14 protein-coding genes are annotated in these 16,008 nt (G+C 49.4%); 9 read left to right on the top strand and 5 right to left on the bottom strand.

All coding sequences use genetic code 11. The annotated features are described in order from the left end of the window. Positions 1-107 precede the first annotated feature (107 nt). Together GC101_RS10915 and GC101_RS10910 are read left to right on the top strand one after the other, a co-directional pair. Positions 108-503: a stalk domain-containing protein gene (locus GC101_RS10915; protein ID WP_171717270.1), complete on the top strand. Its 396-nt coding sequence runs from the start codon at positions 108-110 to the stop codon at positions 501-503. Between the two features lie 440 nt (positions 504-943). Continuing rightward, positions 944-1,543: a hypothetical protein gene (locus tag GC101_RS10910; protein WP_171717269.1), complete on the top strand. Its 600-nt coding sequence runs from the start codon at positions 944-946 to the stop codon at positions 1,541-1,543. Between the two features lie 81 nt (positions 1,544-1,624). On the opposite strand, the gene GC101_RS10905 is transcribed toward GC101_RS10910, so the two are convergent. The 3 genes from GC101_RS10905 to GC101_RS10895 form a co-directional block, all read right to left on the bottom strand. Beyond that, on the bottom strand, positions 1,625-2,227 hold the full coding sequence (locus tag GC101_RS10905) for a lysozyme (protein WP_171717268.1): 603 nt from the start codon (positions 2,225-2,227) through the stop codon (positions 1,625-1,627). Positions 2,228-2,375: 148 nt separating this feature from the next. Continuing rightward, positions 2,376-2,573: a helix-turn-helix domain-containing protein gene (locus GC101_RS36900; RefSeq protein WP_171717267.1), complete on the bottom strand. Its 198-nt coding sequence runs from the start codon at positions 2,571-2,573 to the stop codon at positions 2,376-2,378. Positions 2,574-2,640: 67 nt separating this feature from the next. Beyond that, the gene (locus GC101_RS10895; protein WP_171717266.1) at positions 2,641-3,036 is read right to left on the bottom strand and encodes a sigma-70 family RNA polymerase sigma factor; all 396 of its coding nucleotides are present in this window, start codon (positions 3,034-3,036) and stop codon (positions 2,641-2,643) included. A 659-nt stretch (positions 3,037-3,695) separates the two neighbouring features. Here GC101_RS10895 and GC101_RS10890 point away from each other — a divergent pair. Then, positions 3,696-4,472, top strand: a complete 777-nt coding sequence (locus tag GC101_RS10890) for an NAD-dependent epimerase/dehydratase family protein (protein ID WP_171717265.1) — start codon at positions 3,696-3,698, stop codon at positions 4,470-4,472. 55 nt (positions 4,473-4,527) lie between these two features. Here the strand turns inward: GC101_RS10890 and GC101_RS10885 are convergent, their stop codons facing one another. Beyond that, the gene (locus GC101_RS10885; protein WP_246354281.1) at positions 4,528-5,118 is read right to left on the bottom strand and encodes a hypothetical protein; all 591 of its coding nucleotides are present in this window, start codon (positions 5,116-5,118) and stop codon (positions 4,528-4,530) included. Between the two features lie 419 nt (positions 5,119-5,537). Between GC101_RS10885 and GC101_RS10880 the strand changes: the two genes are divergently transcribed. Next, a complete protein-coding gene (locus tag GC101_RS10880; RefSeq protein ID WP_171717264.1) occupies positions 5,538-7,787 on the top strand; it encodes a glycoside hydrolase family 9 protein in 2,250 nt (749 codons plus the stop codon). A 119-nt stretch (positions 7,788-7,906) separates the two neighbouring features. On the opposite strand, the gene GC101_RS10875 is transcribed toward GC101_RS10880, so the two are convergent. Beyond that, positions 7,907-10,186 carry a helix-turn-helix domain-containing protein gene (locus GC101_RS10875; RefSeq protein WP_171717263.1) on the bottom strand — a complete coding sequence of 760 codons (2,280 nt, stop codon included), beginning with the start codon at positions 10,184-10,186 and terminating at the stop codon, positions 7,907-7,909. Between the two features lie 313 nt (positions 10,187-10,499). Between GC101_RS10875 and GC101_RS10870 the strand changes: the two genes are divergently transcribed. From GC101_RS10870 to GC101_RS10850, 5 genes are read left to right on the top strand one after another with little or no spacing between them, the layout of a single operon-like run. Next, on the top strand, positions 10,500-11,393 hold the full coding sequence (locus tag GC101_RS10870) for an ABC transporter permease (RefSeq protein ID WP_246354292.1): 894 nt from the start codon (positions 10,500-10,502) through the stop codon (positions 11,391-11,393). A 16-nt stretch (positions 11,394-11,409) separates the two neighbouring features. Further along, complete coding sequence (locus GC101_RS10865) at positions 11,410-12,276, top strand: carbohydrate ABC transporter permease (RefSeq protein WP_171717261.1); 867 nt, start codon at positions 11,410-11,412, stop codon at positions 12,274-12,276. Positions 12,277-12,315: 39 nt separating this feature from the next. Then, positions 12,316-13,881, top strand: coding sequence for an extracellular solute-binding protein (locus tag GC101_RS10860; RefSeq protein WP_246354280.1), 1,566 nt, complete (start codon positions 12,316-12,318; stop codon positions 13,879-13,881). 48 nt (positions 13,882-13,929) lie between these two features. Continuing rightward, positions 13,930-14,706 (top strand): glucosamine-6-phosphate deaminase, encoded by a 777-nt coding sequence (locus tag GC101_RS10855; RefSeq protein WP_171717260.1) that lies wholly within the window; start codon positions 13,930-13,932, stop codon positions 14,704-14,706. Further along, the gene (locus tag GC101_RS10850; RefSeq protein WP_246354279.1) at positions 14,703-15,953 is read left to right on the top strand and encodes an N-acetylglucosamine-6-phosphate deacetylase; all 1,251 of its coding nucleotides are present in this window, start codon (positions 14,703-14,705) and stop codon (positions 15,951-15,953) included. Before GC101_RS10855 ends, GC101_RS10850 begins: the two co-directional genes overlap by 4 nt. The last annotated feature ends 55 nt before the right edge of the window (positions 15,954-16,008 follow it).

Below are 16,008 nucleotides of genomic sequence, written 5' to 3'. Positions count from 1 at the left end.
ATTACGCAACAAATGTTTACATTCTTTGTATAATCATAGTGGGAAAAATTGAGAGAAAAACGAAGTAGACTGGAAGCCAGATTCGGATAAAAAAAGTGTTGGCTAAAGTGAAAAAAGCTCTTGCAGGAATGATGGTTGTAGTTGGGTTAGCGGTTTCTTCCGTTTCTTCTTCACCTGCCCATGCGGCAGCGGATAAGCTGCAAATTAAGATTGACGGTGTTGTAATTTCCTACGATACGGGCGCCGAGGTCAAAAACAATCATACGATGGTTCCTCTGCGTGTAATCAGCGAGAATCTGGGAGTCAAGGTCGCCGGGACTAACTCTGAAATTATTCTTACCAAGAACAAGACTCAGGTGAAATTGAAACCGGACAGCGGTACCGTGACGATTTTTCATTCAGAAGCCTTTGGCTGCCAGGTTGATTTCAAAAGTCCGACAATTACCGTCAATACTGCTGCCAAGAATGGTTTCCTGCAAATTATCAGTAATACAATTGTATAGGTAATCATCAGCATGGAGGTCCAGTCATGAGTGAGATTGCAGAAACGGACCTCTTTGGGCTACCGCATGATCACTCCGGGAACAACAGCCCATACAATTAGCGGTCTGTTGTTCGGGTTAGGCATGATTGTTAATTATATCGAGTCAATCTGTTCTTGTATTGAGGTTATGGGATTAACGCAATAATTGTTGTTTCTAATTTAGATAACATAAAGTTAACCTTTTGCATAAATAATGTTATTTTTATGTCATTCATTGCTTCAAATGCTCTGATATAATTTCTGCTAGGTAGGCAAAAAAGGGAATATAGTGTTCAAAAGTGAGCTTGTGTAGTAACAACTTAACCGAAAAAAATACCGTGAGTACATGGTGATATAAAAACGATGGAACTGGGAGACTTTAATCCATACGGGGGATTAATTCAGTTAGGGGGATGAGATATGAAAAAAACATTAATGGCTTGTATGATGATAATGTTGATGCTGGCATCGGCTTGCGGAAATGTTGAAACGACATCAAATCCAAATACTTCTAGTGAACCTAAAGCTGAAACGGAAGAGTCTATTATTCCAAAAAACACATCCGAATATTGTACTGATGACCGTATAAATTTGGATAGTGAAACTGAAAAATATTTCTATGGAACTTGGAAAGTTGAGAAGCATTTAGGATTTGCCAATTCATATAATGATGCTTCTGAATATCCAACAGGGCAAAAATTTATCGGGGATGAACTTGTAATCGAAAAAGACTTTTTTTCATCAAAAGGACTAAAAAAGTATAAGAAATATCAATATGAACTAAAAAATCCAGTATATCAGATTACAGAAGCATGCTATAACTCGGACTCTTTTTATAGATCGTACAAAATACTTATCCCAGACTTAAATATAAATGATGAAGTAAAAGTCATAGATATAAGTAACCCTTCTACAAAACTTAGAATACCTGTAAGTGTAACTTTTTTTATTGTTAATAACGATAGGGTTATCTTGTTATCAGAGGCAACTATTTTTGAGCTTAAAAAAATTACTGATTAAATGAATTAAGATTATATTTTCCAAACAAGAAAGGTCAGCCTTTAGGCTGACCTTTCTTGTTTATGCCCTAAAACAATTAAACTATAGTGTATATACTGGATACTTGTGAGTATACTTCATGCCTGTACAAAATAAAGTTGCTTCATCATTTCTTCGTCTTTGTAAATTTCTATCGTATGAAAATGCTTTGCTGACCAATCTTGAACAAGTATCAATTTCATTTGTTGAAAGTGGGCCATTAAAAGATGGATATATTTGCTGATATGCAAGCATAGCTTGAACATCACCGGTTGCTAGCACCCCGGAACCTCCATTAAAAGTGAATGAAACAAGTGCATCAAACTGAGATTGTGAAAATGTATGACCATTAGGGGGTACTAAATTATTTACAGCCTTTATAGCTTTTGCAGTATCCTCAGTAAAAAAAGTATTTGCCTTAGACTGAGAAATTGGTGATGTATAACCGAGGCTCAAAGAGCTTGATAGAGCATCAGCTTGTGCTTGGGTAAGAAGGGAATCATTTGCATTACCTGTTGTATTTTTAGTATATGTTTTAGTATTTGTTATCAAATGACCCCATCCAACAGTTGGAAACCCATAAAGATCTCCATAAAATTTCAAGGAAAATCCCTCATACGATTTGATAATGTTTGTTCCACTGGTGCCTAAAGAAAAATTCGACATATTAATCACTCCTGAAATTAAGATTAGGAGAAGAGCAATAGGAGGAATCATAGACAGAGCGCCATTCCCAAGTTTTCTGCAATGCCGTATTGTCTTCACAGTATATAAAGAGAAATGAGTTTCTTTTTTTACAACCACTCTCCATATTTTATTTCAATTCACTAATATTAAAAGTTTGTATAACCTCTATCATTTTGACATAGAGTTCCTGTTTTAAATCATCCCGATAATCGGCGGGTACTTGTCGCAAGGAGGCTTTGATCTTTGGTGTGAAAGATTCTAAGACCTGTAATGTTGCCTCCTGATCGTGGTATTCCTGAGCTTGAACTAAAAGTTGGGCCAACATAAAATCACCGCTTTACGTTTTTTTGTATTTCATTCTTCAAGCCGTCAATGTTACTCTCCCTCATAATTCATTCCCCTTCCGTTATCAAGCTGCGCAGTTTAGATAGAGCTTTTAAGCGGTGTTTCGAGACATTTTGTTGGGATACTCCCATTAATCCGGCTATTTCCTTGTCATTTAGTGCTTGTACGTAAGCAAAAGATAAAATCTGTTGTTGTTGTGCTGAGAGAGATTCATAAGCTTGATAAAGTGAGTGATCCGTAATGTGATCTTTTAAATTTGGTGGCACAGATTCTGAATCATGAACAGTAAGTAAGACAGATTCCAGGTTTTCATCGTTGTCCAAAGTCAGCGGGAATCGGCTGTCCTTCATTCGTCTCTTTCTGTCATAATTGATAGAGTTATAAAGAATAAGATTGGCCATATACTTGATAAAACGACGATTTACCTCATCTTCCTTATTCAATATAAGCCCCCCCTTCTTTATGGAGAGATTGCTGCTATGCTGCGCTCCCATCAAGCAGCCATACATATAGGCAGCACCATAAAAAAAGAATCGGCATACGGATACGCCAGTTCTTGAAATAGTCTGCACTTGGTGACAGCGGCGCTGGTACTCCGCCAACAAAGAAAAAATAAGCGAAATTGATAAGATATTTTCTTAATTTTAGTTCTCATAAAAAAAGTACAGTTAAATCAGATCGATTCAACAGTACAAGGTTTTTGAACTATGCCATCTAGATTACGCTCTCTACGCCAACGGAAATCCCTGCAACTGTTAAAATAGTAGTAAACGGATCTAACGGCATTTTTGTCTGCGAACCATAGCTTATTATTGTTGCCATCTATCATCACTCCATTTCAAAGGTATTCGATATTATATTGTGAACGGCAATGATAGAGTGGACTAAGCTCCTGATGATTATATACATTTAATCGCTATTGCTGTTCTTGCAGGCGGCCGGCGAATTCATTTTTGTATATTCATTAAGAAACGACTGTTATCATAACTTTGTAAGGGGATAAGCAGGATGACTTCCGGAAAATTCAAGCCGTTTGTAATCTTTTCCACTCCAGCGGTTAATAATGCTTAGGACTAGCAGGCTGGAAAGGGGCTTGGGATGAATGAAACGCAAACTTTTACTGACCGGAGCGGCTGGAAGGATCGGCAACGCACTCTTCACAGGGCTGAAGGAAGACAGCAAATATGAAGTAACCGGCGCAGATATACAGGCAGACGAAGAGCAGGGGATCGCCCAACTGGACATTAATGATGAAGCACGGCTGGCTGAGCTTACTAAGGATGTCGATACGGTGCTCCACTTTGCCTGGATTAAGGATGAAGACGATTTCCTAGGTAAGGTGCTTCAGGGGAATGTAGCGGGTGCGTATAAATTGTTTGAGGCGGCGGTGCAGAATGGGGTGAGGCGCATTATATTCGCCAGCTCCAATCATGCGACCGGTTATTATAAGTCGGATGAGACAACGGGACCGTCAGACCCTTACCGGCCGGACAGCTTCTATGGATTAAGCAAATGTTATATCGAGCTGCTCGGCCGCCTCTATTCGGATCAGGGCAAGATTTCTTCACTGAATATCCGGATTGGCAACTTCCCCGGGGATGACCGTCCCCATTCGGAGCGGGCAGGGCATATCTGGATCTCGGAGCGTGATTTGCTGCAGCTGGTCAACTGCTGTATTCAGGCGGATGAGGAACTGCAATATTTGAATCTGTACGGGACCTCGGCGAATAGTGACAACTATTATACCATTGGTTATCTGGAGGAGCTGATCGGATACAAGCCCCAGGATGATGCGGCGGAGCTGCTCGAACAGGCGAAGGCGGAGGGCCGGGAAATACGCAAGGATGAAACCGAATATCAGGGCGGGCAGCAGGAGTAAGAAGCAGCGCAATCCGCGATTTCTGTTACCTGTATATAAAGAAGGCATGCGAAGATTATTTTTCGCGTGCTTTTTTTGTGCAAGCCATATACATACCTATACATACAAAGAAAAGGCTGAAACCCATCCCGAGCAAAGCACTGCTGTCCAGGGCTCTGGGGGAGTGCTGCATAGTCAGCAGAGTGTATTGAGTGACTACGATGGAGACTAAGGCATCGGTGAAGCTGAATATTTTGAGTGTGGATACAATGGGACCCTTCAAATTCCGGTTGGCCGTCATACCGTAAACCGCCATCCCAAGCTTGGTGAATGAAACGGCAGCGACGAGATAGACAAGGTTTCCGCTGAAAATAAGGGCATCCCCGAGGACATACATCCGCAGGGAAACAAGCAGATAACTGATGCCGAGCAGGCAAAGGAACAGGCCGCTGCGCCTGTATATGTTGTGCTCCAGCTGGAGCCTCTCGCCGGGTTGTTCGATTTGTTTGACGGCTGCGAACTTGTGGAGCGCCTGACCTCTTGCCGCACTGAGAATCAAATAATAAATGGCGTTGGTGATCAACCAGCCGGAAAGGAGGTACACGCCAAGAATCAGCTTGCCTGCGCCAATTACTGCATTAACAGCAAGCGATACAGTATTGACCATGGCGGTGCGCTCCTGATAATCCCCCCGGTAACGGTCAAGTAGCTCCCTGATGTGAATCCCTCCTTTCATCCCGCTTCATACGGTCTATAGCATTCTACAATCCGGATGTTAATAAATTGTTAAAGCTCTGGGCGAAGGGGGCAGCCGCATTTCCTTGGAAGCATCGGACACTGACCATATACACTTTGCCATTTATGTATTCATTTTCTTCGCTATCCGTAAAAATGACGATATAAAATAACATATGAGGATTTAATTCCCATGATATGACTGGTTATAATGCAGGTACACCGCTCCAAGGCACAGCGGTTTACAGCCTGACATTTAAATGATTTCATGGAGGTGATTGGGTGAGGCGGGCGGCTTCATATAAGTTACAGCACCTTGCACTTGAAAAATGAAAGGGCGTGTACAAAGATATGAATTCACCGATTTCGGTTCAAGCTAGTGTAAGCGGCATATTTATAAGGGTTAACCAGGTTGGATACAGTCCGGCTGCGGGTAAAATAGCCATCGTATTATCAAGCACGGGCTTGAGTGGAGTCAGATATGATGTGTTTAATTCAAACAACACCTCGGTATTGAACGGAACCATTACCACAGCCAGTAAAGGGAGCTGGGGTGACGCGGGTGGTGCAAATTGTGCTTACTCCTATGCTATAGATTTCAGTGCACTAACTACTGCCGGAAGCGGATATTATATAAAAATCAACGCCTATACGTCCCCAGTCTTCGCTATAAGCAATTCGGTTTACAGCAGTCTGGCCGATCTGTCCATGCAGTTCTTCAAAGTGCAGCGGTGTGGAAATACCAGTCCGCAGGATCATGGCGTATGCCATATGACGGGAACGAACTCATCCATTGACGGAAAGCCGGATGGTGCTTCCGGCACCAAGGACTTTACCGGGGGCTGGCATGATGCCTCGGATTATATCAAATTTCTGAGCACCATCGGACATGTTACGGATGTGATGCTAACGACTTATATCCACCATCCGGAAGCTTTTCCTGCTCCCGGAGGCGCGGCCGGAGCATTGACGGAAGCGAAGGTAGGTCTTGATTTCATTCTCAAGCTATGGGATAACACCAACCAGATTCTGTATATGGAAGTAGCCGACGGCCTGGACCATGATGTCGAGAATGATGATCTGGATTCCCGCAGCAAAACCTGGCCGCAAAATGACAATACGATCTATGGCGCGGCGCGTCCGGTGCATCCATGCCCTGCCGGTACAGGCGCAAACTTGGCCGGAAAAGCTGCAGCTGCCTTAGCGCTAGGAGCTAAAATATGGGGGGATTCTGCCGGACCGGTCTATAATACTGCATTAGCTGCCGGCTATTTGACTGCAGCCCAGCAGATCTACACCTGGGGTAAGACAAGGACGGGAATTGCTGGGGATGCGGACGAATTCTACGTGGATACGGACTATAAAGACGATATGGCCTGGGCGGCTGCCGAACTCTACCGGGCCACAGGTACCGCCGCCTATTTAACAGAAGCGAAATCGTTCTGTGACAGTGCGGGAGAATGGTACAACAAAAGTAACACAAGCCTCAACTGGTCCAGAGCCTATCACTGGGCAAACTATGAGGTTGCCTCCCTTGATCCGGCTTATAAGAATACTGCCGCAGGCCGGATGAATAATCATCTGAACCTGAAAAAGAATTATGCTGACGGGCAATTCTGGAATACCAGCAGTGAACCCAAATGGGGTACGTATGAAGCCATGAGCAATAATGCGGTAGAAGCCTTGATGTATCAGGAATTAACCGGAAATACCACATATGCGGTTCTGGCCCAGCAGCAGATTGATTTCATGCTGGGAAGGAATCCGTGGGGCGTTAGTAAGTTAAATGGTGCGGGTACAACCTGGTTTAAAAATCCCCGCCACCGTGTAACCACATTGAACCGTGTGAATAACCCGAATTATCAGCTCCGCGGAGCCTGGAGCGAGGGGTTTGAGACCAGCAGCCAGTACGCTGTAGACCAGCAGGACCCGCTGCTTACCGGGCAGGAAGATCCGGGTATCGTGCAGTTCAATGACAACCGGATGATCTGGCATGATAACCGCAGAGATTATGCTACCAATGAGGTTACCATATCAGGCAATGCAGCGGGTATGGCGATGGTCGCCTTCATGGGAGGAGGCGCATCCTCAGGTGCACCAACCGACTATATTACAAATGGAGATGCCTATGTAAGAGACGGCACCTATGCGGCAACCAACTATGGAACAGCAGCAACAGTCGATGTAAAGGGAGATGCGGATGAGGGCTATAACCGGAAAGGGTTTGTAAGATTCGATCTTACCGGTCGTACTGGATCACCCGTTGCTTCTGCTCTCTTGAAGATGTACTGTAATGCCGTATCTGCGTCAACGCCTGTGAAGGTATACGGACTTACCGGCAGTGATGAATGGATAGAGTCGGGAACAGGAGGCATCACCTGGAACAATCAGCCGGGCAGTACAGGTGCAGTGCTGGTTGGAACAATTAATGTATCTACAGCCGGCTGGTACACTATCGATGCAGCGGGTTATGTGAATAGCCAGCTCGGCGGCGATAAGAAAATGACCTTCAAGCTGCAGGTTGAGAACAATAACGGCGCAACGATAAGCTTCAACAGCAAAGAAAACACAGCCAATAAACCGGTTCTGACTGTGAGTTAGGCAGGTGATTAAATAGGAACCAAAGGGAATCCAGACTGGAACGGAAGGCTGCTGAGCTTCAATCAGCAGCCTTTTCTTTGCGTGCGTATGGAACATCGAGGCAGAGGAAGCGGACCGCCTCAAGGCCCGTCGCCCGCAGCGGGCAGTCCTCCGCTGGCATAGCTTTTGCGGTATTCGCCGGGAGTAAGGCCGGAGGCGCGTTTGAACATACGGATGAAGGAATTGACATTCAGGTAGCCGACCTGGAGTGCGATCTCCTGAATGCGCAGGTCGAGGTTCATCAGCAGCTCCTTTGCATGCCCGATCCGCAGGTTGTTCAGATAGTCGCTGAAATTGATGCCTTGCTTCTCCTTGAAGAAGGTAGACAGATAACCCGGACTCAGATTCAGCTTGTCTGCAACAAGATTCAGATTGATATTCTCTCCGTAATGCTTATCCAGATAGTCCAGCACATAGGCAAGGACGGGGTCCCTGGTCTCGGATTTCGCCCGCATGGCGGCAAGAATCGGCCGGACCAGGGCGTGAAGCCATTCCTTATAATGCCGGGTGGAATAGAAGCTCTCGAAGTTCTCCTTAAGAGCTGGCTGAATCAGTACAGCCTCCTGCAACCCCAGCTTCATTACCGTCTTGCCCGCCTGCTCCACCGCTCCCGCGGCAAAGGCCCGGAAATCTTCGGCCGCAGCGTCCTTCTGGTTCAGCTGCTCCAGCTGTCTGGCCAGCCATCCCAGCACCGCTTCCTCATTGCCTGACAGCAGAAGGCCCGACAGCTCCTCCCCGTGGGTTACCTTGACATGAAAGGAACGGGCCGATGAAGCGCGCGGCTCCACGATAATCTGGGTTTCTTCGTTCAGCCTGCGTTCTTTAAGCAGTGAGGAAAGAATCCCGTAAGCACCGGTAATCGGAGTTTCTCCGGAGTAGACAGGACTTACCGCGATGGTCAAATAAAAGGCCGGCTCCACCTCCAGCAGCTCCTTCAGAGTCTGGAGCGTCTGAAGAACAGCGCTCTGCGGTCCGCATTGGAACAGCAGCAGCAGGAGCTGGTTCTGCTCCGGCTGCACAGCCACTATATCCCCTTCGCTGCCCAGGAACAGGTGCTGGATCAGCTGCCACAGCATCAGGGTATCCTTCTCCGGGCTCTGGGACGGCTGCTTGAAGCTGAGCTTGAACAGCACGGCTGCATACGGCCGGTCTTCCGCTTGGGCATCCTCCAGATCCAGCAGATTGGGATTCAGGGGGATGTTCTTAATTTTATGGGAGTAGGCGTACTGGCGCACCAGCGAATTTTTATGCTCCAGATCGGTCTGAATGAATTGGTTGGTCTCCAGAATACGGCTCATGCGGTCCCCGATGATGGCGAATTCCTTCACGCTGCTCAAAGTACCAGCGCCTGTACCCGATTTACGCTCCAGCGCTGCAATCAGCCGCTGCAGCGGCCGGTTAAGACGGTAACTGAAGAACAGCGAAGACAGAATACTGGTGAGCACGGCGGCAGTCAGCAGGGCGGCCAGCAGCAGCTGCATCTGGCGCATTCCGGAAGCGACTGCAGCGGCTGGTGTAACCTGGACATAAGTGAATCCGGTCTGCCCGCCTTTTTGATAGAAATAATATTGGTCTCCGACCTGCTCATGGTAGCTGATGCTCCCGGAGATGTCGCCTAATACCGGCCGGTCTGCCGAGGTGGAGAACAGCATGACGCCGTCTGCATCCAGAATATAGAACGGACTTGCGCTCCCATCCCCGTAAGCCGTTTGCAGTTCGCGTGCATTCAGCATGACAATGCCATAGACCTCCTTGTAGGGCAGAACCTGGGTGACCAGCGGCAGCAGCGACCCGAGCGGACGCGAGGAATTCATCGTACTCTCTATAAAATTAGCTGCAGGCAGGACCTTCATGTACTGATTGCCCATCGTCTGCAGGCTCCAATAATCCGGCGGATATTCCTTGCTGGCATAATATTTGGAGAACATATCGTTCATACTGCTGGTGCCATCCTTTTCAAGAACATAATCCGCTTCTTTGAAATAGAGAATGAAGTTCTCAATATGCAGGAACGGGTTGGAGTAGACGGTCGCCAGATCCGATTTGACCTCACTGACCACATCATAACGCCTGTTCTCGCGGACCTGGCTCAAGAGGCCCAGGTTAGCCGTCCATGAATTCGATTGGTTAAGGGTTAGAATGATGTTCTGTGTCAGCCGGAAATGATTCTCGTAGCTCAGGGCGGTCTGCTTGAGACCCAGCTCATTCTGGCGGACCATCTCCTGATAGACCTTCTTGCTCAGATATAGATGAGAGAAAAGATTGAAAGAAGCCAGCAGCAGGATAACGCTGAGAAAGCTCAGCATTAGCTTCACGAACAAGGCGTTGAAAGCAAATTTAAAGTCCGTTCTTCTGCGCATGATGTTCCCCCTTGCCATGGACATTCTTTTTATACCATCATAGCTCCCGAAAGCTCACACGGACAATATGCACTTTCTTCTTTTTATACGCCGATTCCAAGAAAACCGCTAATCGGGCGATATGTAATATAACATGCTGATAGCGCTATCACCGATTTTATCCCTATAATTCAACCATAACTCCCGGCTTGAAAGGGGAAATAAGCTAACATCACTACAGTATTTAGGGGGAATGCGTATGGGGCAAGCAAATGCACTGCCGAAGACAACCGCCGGGAGAAATCGGAACCGGCCGCAGCTGAGGGAACGGGTGATGAAGACCTGGAGAAGAAACAAATTATTATGGCTGCTGTTTCTTCCCTGTCTGCTGTATTATTTGATTTTCAAGTATCTGCCGATGTTCGGGCTGGTGATCACGTTTAAGGATTACAATCTGTTCAAGGGAATCTGGGCCAGCAACTGGGTGGGCTTCAAATACTACCGGATGTTTCTGGAAAACCCGGATTTCCTGCTGCTGATGAAGAATACCTTTCTACTTGGATTATACCGGCTGGTATTCGGCTTTCCTGCCCCGATCCTGCTCGCGATTCTGCTGAATGAGGTAAGGAAAGCATCCTTCAAACGCCTCGTGCAGACGGTAAGCTATCTTCCGCATTTCATCTCCAATGTCATTGTTGCCAGTATGGTGATTATGTTTCTCTCGCCAACGGGAGGGCTGATCAATAATCTGCTCGGCGGCCTTGGCATCGGGCCTGTTAACTTCATGAACGAGCCGGGATTCTTCCGTATCATTTATGTACTCTCGGAAATCTGGCAGCATATCGGCTGGGAGACCATCATCTATCTGGCTGCGCTAACCGCCATTGATCCCCAGCTGTACGAAGCGGCAGAAATGGACGGAGCAGGCAGACTGCGGCGGATCTGGCATATTACGCTGCCGGGTATCTCTCCCGCGATTGTCATTACACTCATTCTGAATATCGGGCAGGTGCTGGAGATAGGCTTCGAGAAGGTCTTCTTGATGCAGAATCCGGCGATTTACGAAACTGCGGATATTATCAGCACTTATGTATACAGAGTCGGTATGCAGCAAGGTAATTTCAGCTATGGTGCTTCCATAGACCTGTTCATGGGGATTATCAGTCTGGTCTTCATCTATAGTGCCAACTGGATCAGCCGCCGCATAAGTGAAACCAGTCTATGGTAGAAAAGAGGTGCTTATTATGAAATTCCGGATTAACCTGTTCAGTATAATCAATGGGATTGCGCTGCTGATGGTTGTGGTCGCTACGCTGTATCCGTTTGTACACATGCTGGCGGTGTCGCTCAGCAGTGATTCTAATGTCATCCAGAATAAAGTGTCCATCTGGCCCAAGGGCTTTAACCTTGACATGTATAAAGTGGTACTGGAGGACTCCAAGATCTGGGTAGCTTACAAGAACACGATCGTCTACACCTTTACGGGTACACTGATCTCCCTGCTCATTACCTCCACGGGAGCTTACGCCTTGTCGCGGAGCGATATGGCGCTGCGCAAAAGCCTGACCATGCTGATTGTGGTCACTATGTTCTTCGGCGGCGGGATGATTCCCACCTTCCTTGTGGTCCGCTCTCTGAATCTGGTCGACACCGTGTGGGGGATGGTGCTGCCGGGTGCGGTGAGCACCTGGAATCTGATTCTGATGCGCACATTCTTCGCGGGCATTCCGAAGGAGCTGGAGGAGTCGGGGCGCATGGACGGATTGAATGACATCGGTATCTTTGCCCGTATCATCGTGCCCTTGTCCAAAGCTTCATTTGCGACGATTGCGCTCTTCTATGCGGTGAGCATGTGGAATAATTTCCTCGGCCCGCTCTTGTATCTGCGCTCCTCGGAGCTGTTCCCGCTGCAGGTGCTGCTGCGCAATATGGTCCTTGCCGGCACCTCCAGCTCAGGAGATGTAACCGGTATTGGGGGGGATAATCAGATTGTTGAAGAATCGCTGAAATATGCGACGATTATGGTATCAACGCTTCCGATTCTAGCCGTGTATCCGTTTATCCAGAAGTATTTCGTCCAAGGCGCAATGATTGGAGCCGTCAAAGGCTGACAATGAACTGTACAATTCATGGGAATGGGAGTGGCTTATATGAGAAAATGGATGACTGCAAGTCTGCTTACCGTGATGGCATCGCTGCTTCTGTCCGGCTGCAGCGGCAACAATAATAATGCAGCCGCGCCGGAAGCTGCTGTGCAGGAGGGCAGTGAAGGTTCGGGAAGTCCGTCTGCATTGCCGGTCAAGACCTTCACGGCGTTGCTGGACAACAATGCTACGTTTCCTTATTCGGAGTCCTGGCCGGTCTGGAGCTGGCTTAAGGAGAAGACCGGTGTCACCCTGGAGGTGCAGACACCTTCCGGGGAGCTTGAAGAGAGCCTCAATCTGGCGATTGCCTCCAAAAACCTGCCGGACATCCTATATATGCCGAACCGTAAGGAATCGAACAAATTCGGCCAGCAAGGTGCTCTGGTGGATATCAAGGAGTATATGGACAAGATGCCGAACCTGAGCAAGTGGATCCAGCAGTATCCCGATGAAGCTAAGGCGGCGTTGTCTGCAGACGGGAAGATGTATATGTTCCCGAACCAGGGCTTCGGAGAGACGAACCGCTTAGTCTGGATGTACCGGAAGGATGTTTTTGACAAGGAAGGCTTGAAGGCGCCAACGACCTATGAAGAACTGCATGAAGCTCTTCAGGTGCTGAAGGCGAAATACCCGGATAGCTTTCCGCTCTCCATCCGTTACGGGCAGAACCCCGATGAGCTGAATGCCAGCATGACGATAAACTTCGGGACCAGTGAGGGCGCTTATTATAATTTTGATACCAGTGAGTGGCATTACGGGCCAACGGAGCCCGCTTATAAGGAAATGCTCGGCATGTGGAAAAGCTTCTATGATGAAGGGCTGATTCCTCCGGATTTCCTCTCGCTGCAGACAAAGCAGTGGCAGGATATGGTATCTACCAGCAAGTCTTTTGTCACCGTCGATTATATCAGCCGGATTGATTTCTTCAACAATGCGATGCAGAAAGACAACCCTGAATTCAACATGCAGTTCCTGGCTCCACCCGCAGGTCTGGCGGACGGCAAGCAGCTCAATCCTTATTTTCACTATCTGGAGAGCGGTCTGACTGTGGCTTCGACCTCGAAGCAGATTGACGACATCATGGCCTATATGGATTTCTTCTACACAGAGGAAGGACGTACACTTGCCAGCTGGGGCAAGGAGGGGGAGACCTATACCAAAGAAGGCGATACGATCAAGTTCAAGCCGGAATACAGCGATGTGACCGAAATGCGCAAGCAGACCGGGCTGCAGACCAGCGGCACGTATACCTGGATCGACTTCGACGCCCATCTGTCGCTGTTCTCCGATAACCTGAAGCATGCTTATGAAGAAGCGGCCAAGTATGACCCGTCCGCCATGCAGCCCCGCCCGGCCTTCACCGAGCAGGAGAATGAAGTGATCTCGCTTACCGGGGAAGCGATCAACAAGCACCGGGATGAGAGCTTCGCCAAATTCGTCACCGGCTCCAGAAATCTGTCCGAATGGGAGAAGTATGTGGAGGAAATGAACAATCTGGGCGTGGATAAGCTGGTAGGCGTGTATAAGGAAGCTTACGACCGTATGCAGAACGTGCAGCTGAGTGGGGAATGAGGAATGGGATATACGGGCGGGCTGGAGGGAAAGGAAGTGCAGTGCGGTATGGACGATAGAGAAGGGCTGCTTGCGGTAAAAGCAGCGGAGCGGATGTCCATCCATATCTACAGCAGCCGCAGCCTCATGGGCGCCGCTGCGGCGGTGCAGGCTGGAGAATATATGCGCAGGCTGCTGGAAGAGAAGGACAGGCGTGTACGGATGGTATTTGCTGCCGCGCCTTCGCAAAGCGAGCTGTACGAGGGGCTGGTACGGGAGCAGGGGATTGACTGGTCCCGGGTCGACGCCTTTCATATGGATGAATATATCGGACTGGACAGCGCGGCGCCGCAGAGCTTCGGAACGTATCTGACCGCCAGGCTGTTCAGCCGGGTGAAGCCCGGCAGGGTGGAGCTGCTGGACGGAATGGCAGATGTAGAGCTGGAATGCGCGAGGTATTCGGAGCTGCTGCGCGAAGCTCCTATCGACATCGTCTGCCTCGGGATTGGAGAGAACGGCCATATTGCCTTCAATGATCCGCCCGTGGCCGATTTCAATGATCCGGTTCTGGTCAAGGCTGTGCTGCTTGAGGAGGCTTGCCGCCGCCAGCAGGTGAACGACGGCTGCTTCTCCAGGCTGGAGGAGGTGCCGGCCCATGCCCTGACGCTGACCATTCCCGCACTGATGGCAGCCGGGCAACTGGTCGGCATTGTGCCCGGCGCGTCCAAGCGGAGAGCCCTTCAGGCAGCGCTCCAAGATCCGGTCAGTACCGCCTGCCCAGCCACGATATTGCGTTCCCATCCGGACATGGTCTTGTTCACTGACCGGGAGGCCCTCGGCTTATGACGGCTATGCCGGAAGGACTGGAGAGTATAGTTGGGAGGCATTACAGCACAGGTAAGCTGATTGAATTGACAGTTGCGGGAGGAAGAATTGCCGCGGTGAACGGGCTTGCGGAAGATATAGGGTCAGAGGTTAAGGGTGGTGCTGAATCAGGTACAGGGATAGGGATAGGTGTAGGGACATTGTCTGATGCTGGGGGTGGTATTCCCTGGCTCGCGCCGGGACTGGTTGATCTGCAGGTGAACGGCAGCTTCGGCATAGACTTCAATACACTGCCGCTGCGTATGGAGGATGTATCGGGGATTACGCGCCTGCTTCAGGCGGGGGGAGTGACCAGCTATTGTCCGACGCTGATTACCAACAGCAGCGCAGCCATAGGTGAGGCTGCCGCAGCCTTCGCGGCAGCGGTGCGGTCTGATCCGGCTGCCGCCGCAGGAATTGCGGGCATCCATCTGGAAGGCCCATTCCTCTCGCCGGAGGACGGGCCGCGCGGTGCGCATCCGGCGGAGCATATCTGCCCGCCGGACTGGGAGGCCTTCGTCCGCTGGCAGGATGCAGCGGAAGGGCTGATCCGGATCATCACAATTTCGCCGGAATGGCCGGAGGCGCCTTCGTTCATTACCAGGTGCAGCGATGCGGGTGTTATCGTCTCCATCGGCCACACTGCGGCTTCGCCTGCCCAGATTCGCGAGGCCATTGCCGCCGGAGCGCGCATGTCGACACATCTGGGCAATGGTACCCATCTGAGTCTGCCGCGCCATCCCAATTATCTGCTGGAGCAACTTGCGGCAGATGAGCTCTGGGGCTGCATGATCGCTGACGGCTTCCATCTGCCGCCTTCGCTGCTGAAGCTTATTCTGCGGATGAAGTGCGAACAGGCGATTCTGGTCAGCGATGCGGTCTCGCTCAGCGGCATGCCGCCGGGACATTACCGGCTCCATATCGGCGGTGAAGTTGTGCTGACGGAGGAAGGCCGCCTGCATTTGGCGGGGAATCCCGGGCTGCTTGCGGGCTCGGCCATGCAGCTGGCCGAGCAGGTGGCCGGGTTGGCATGTTCAGGCCTCGCCGGGCTGGATGAGGCCTGGAACTGCGCCTCGCTGCATCCGGCGGGGCTACTGGGCCTGCCCCAGGCGGCAGGCCTTGCTCCCGGAGCGCCTGCCGATATCGTGAGCTTCCGCCGGGACGGAGCACGGCTGAAGCTGTTGGACTGCTGGAAGAACGGAGTGAAGAGCAGGTGCAGCGTAGAATGAAGCTGCTGGAATGCTGGAAGAACGAAGTGAAGTACAGGTGCAAAGTAAGGATAAA

The organism is Paenibacillus phytohabitans (assembly GCF_013141775.1).
Lineage (GTDB): Bacteria > Bacillota > Bacilli > Paenibacillales > Paenibacillaceae > Paenibacillus_AQ > Paenibacillus_AQ phytohabitans.
This window is presented reverse-complemented; position numbering and strand designations above follow the sequence as displayed.

Bases quoted from the DNA above. Each gene is read 5' to 3' on its own strand.
- GC101_RS10910 (WP_171717269.1), top strand. From the start codon at position 944: ATGAAAAAAACATTAATGGCTTGTATGATGATAATGTTGATGCTGGCA.
- GC101_RS10905 (WP_171717268.1), bottom strand. From the start codon at position 2,227: ATGTCGAATTTTTCTTTAGGCACCAGTGGAACAAACATTATCAAATCG.
- GC101_RS36900 (WP_171717267.1), bottom strand. From the start codon at position 2,573: ATGTTGGCCCAACTTTTAGTTCAAGCTCAGGAATACCACGATCAGGAG.
- GC101_RS10890 (WP_171717265.1), top strand. From the start codon at position 3,696: ATGAAACGCAAACTTTTACTGACCGGAGCGGCTGGAAGGATCGGCAAC.
- GC101_RS10885 (WP_246354281.1), bottom strand. From the start codon at position 5,118: ATGGTCAATACTGTATCGCTTGCTGTTAATGCAGTAATTGGCGCAGGC.
- GC101_RS10880 (WP_171717264.1), top strand. From the start codon at position 5,538: ATGAATTCACCGATTTCGGTTCAAGCTAGTGTAAGCGGCATATTTATA.
- GC101_RS10875 (WP_171717263.1), bottom strand. From the start codon at position 10,186: ATGCGCAGAAGAACGGACTTTAAATTTGCTTTCAACGCCTTGTTCGTG.
- GC101_RS10870 (WP_246354292.1), top strand. From the start codon at position 10,500: ATGAAGACCTGGAGAAGAAACAAATTATTATGGCTGCTGTTTCTTCCC.
- GC101_RS10865 (WP_171717261.1), top strand. From the start codon at position 11,410: ATGAAATTCCGGATTAACCTGTTCAGTATAATCAATGGGATTGCGCTG.
- GC101_RS10860 (WP_246354280.1), top strand. From the start codon at position 12,316: ATGAGAAAATGGATGACTGCAAGTCTGCTTACCGTGATGGCATCGCTG.
- GC101_RS10855 (WP_171717260.1), top strand. From the start codon at position 13,930: ATGGACGATAGAGAAGGGCTGCTTGCGGTAAAAGCAGCGGAGCGGATG.
- GC101_RS10850 (WP_246354279.1), top strand. From the start codon at position 14,703: ATGACGGCTATGCCGGAAGGACTGGAGAGTATAGTTGGGAGGCATTAC.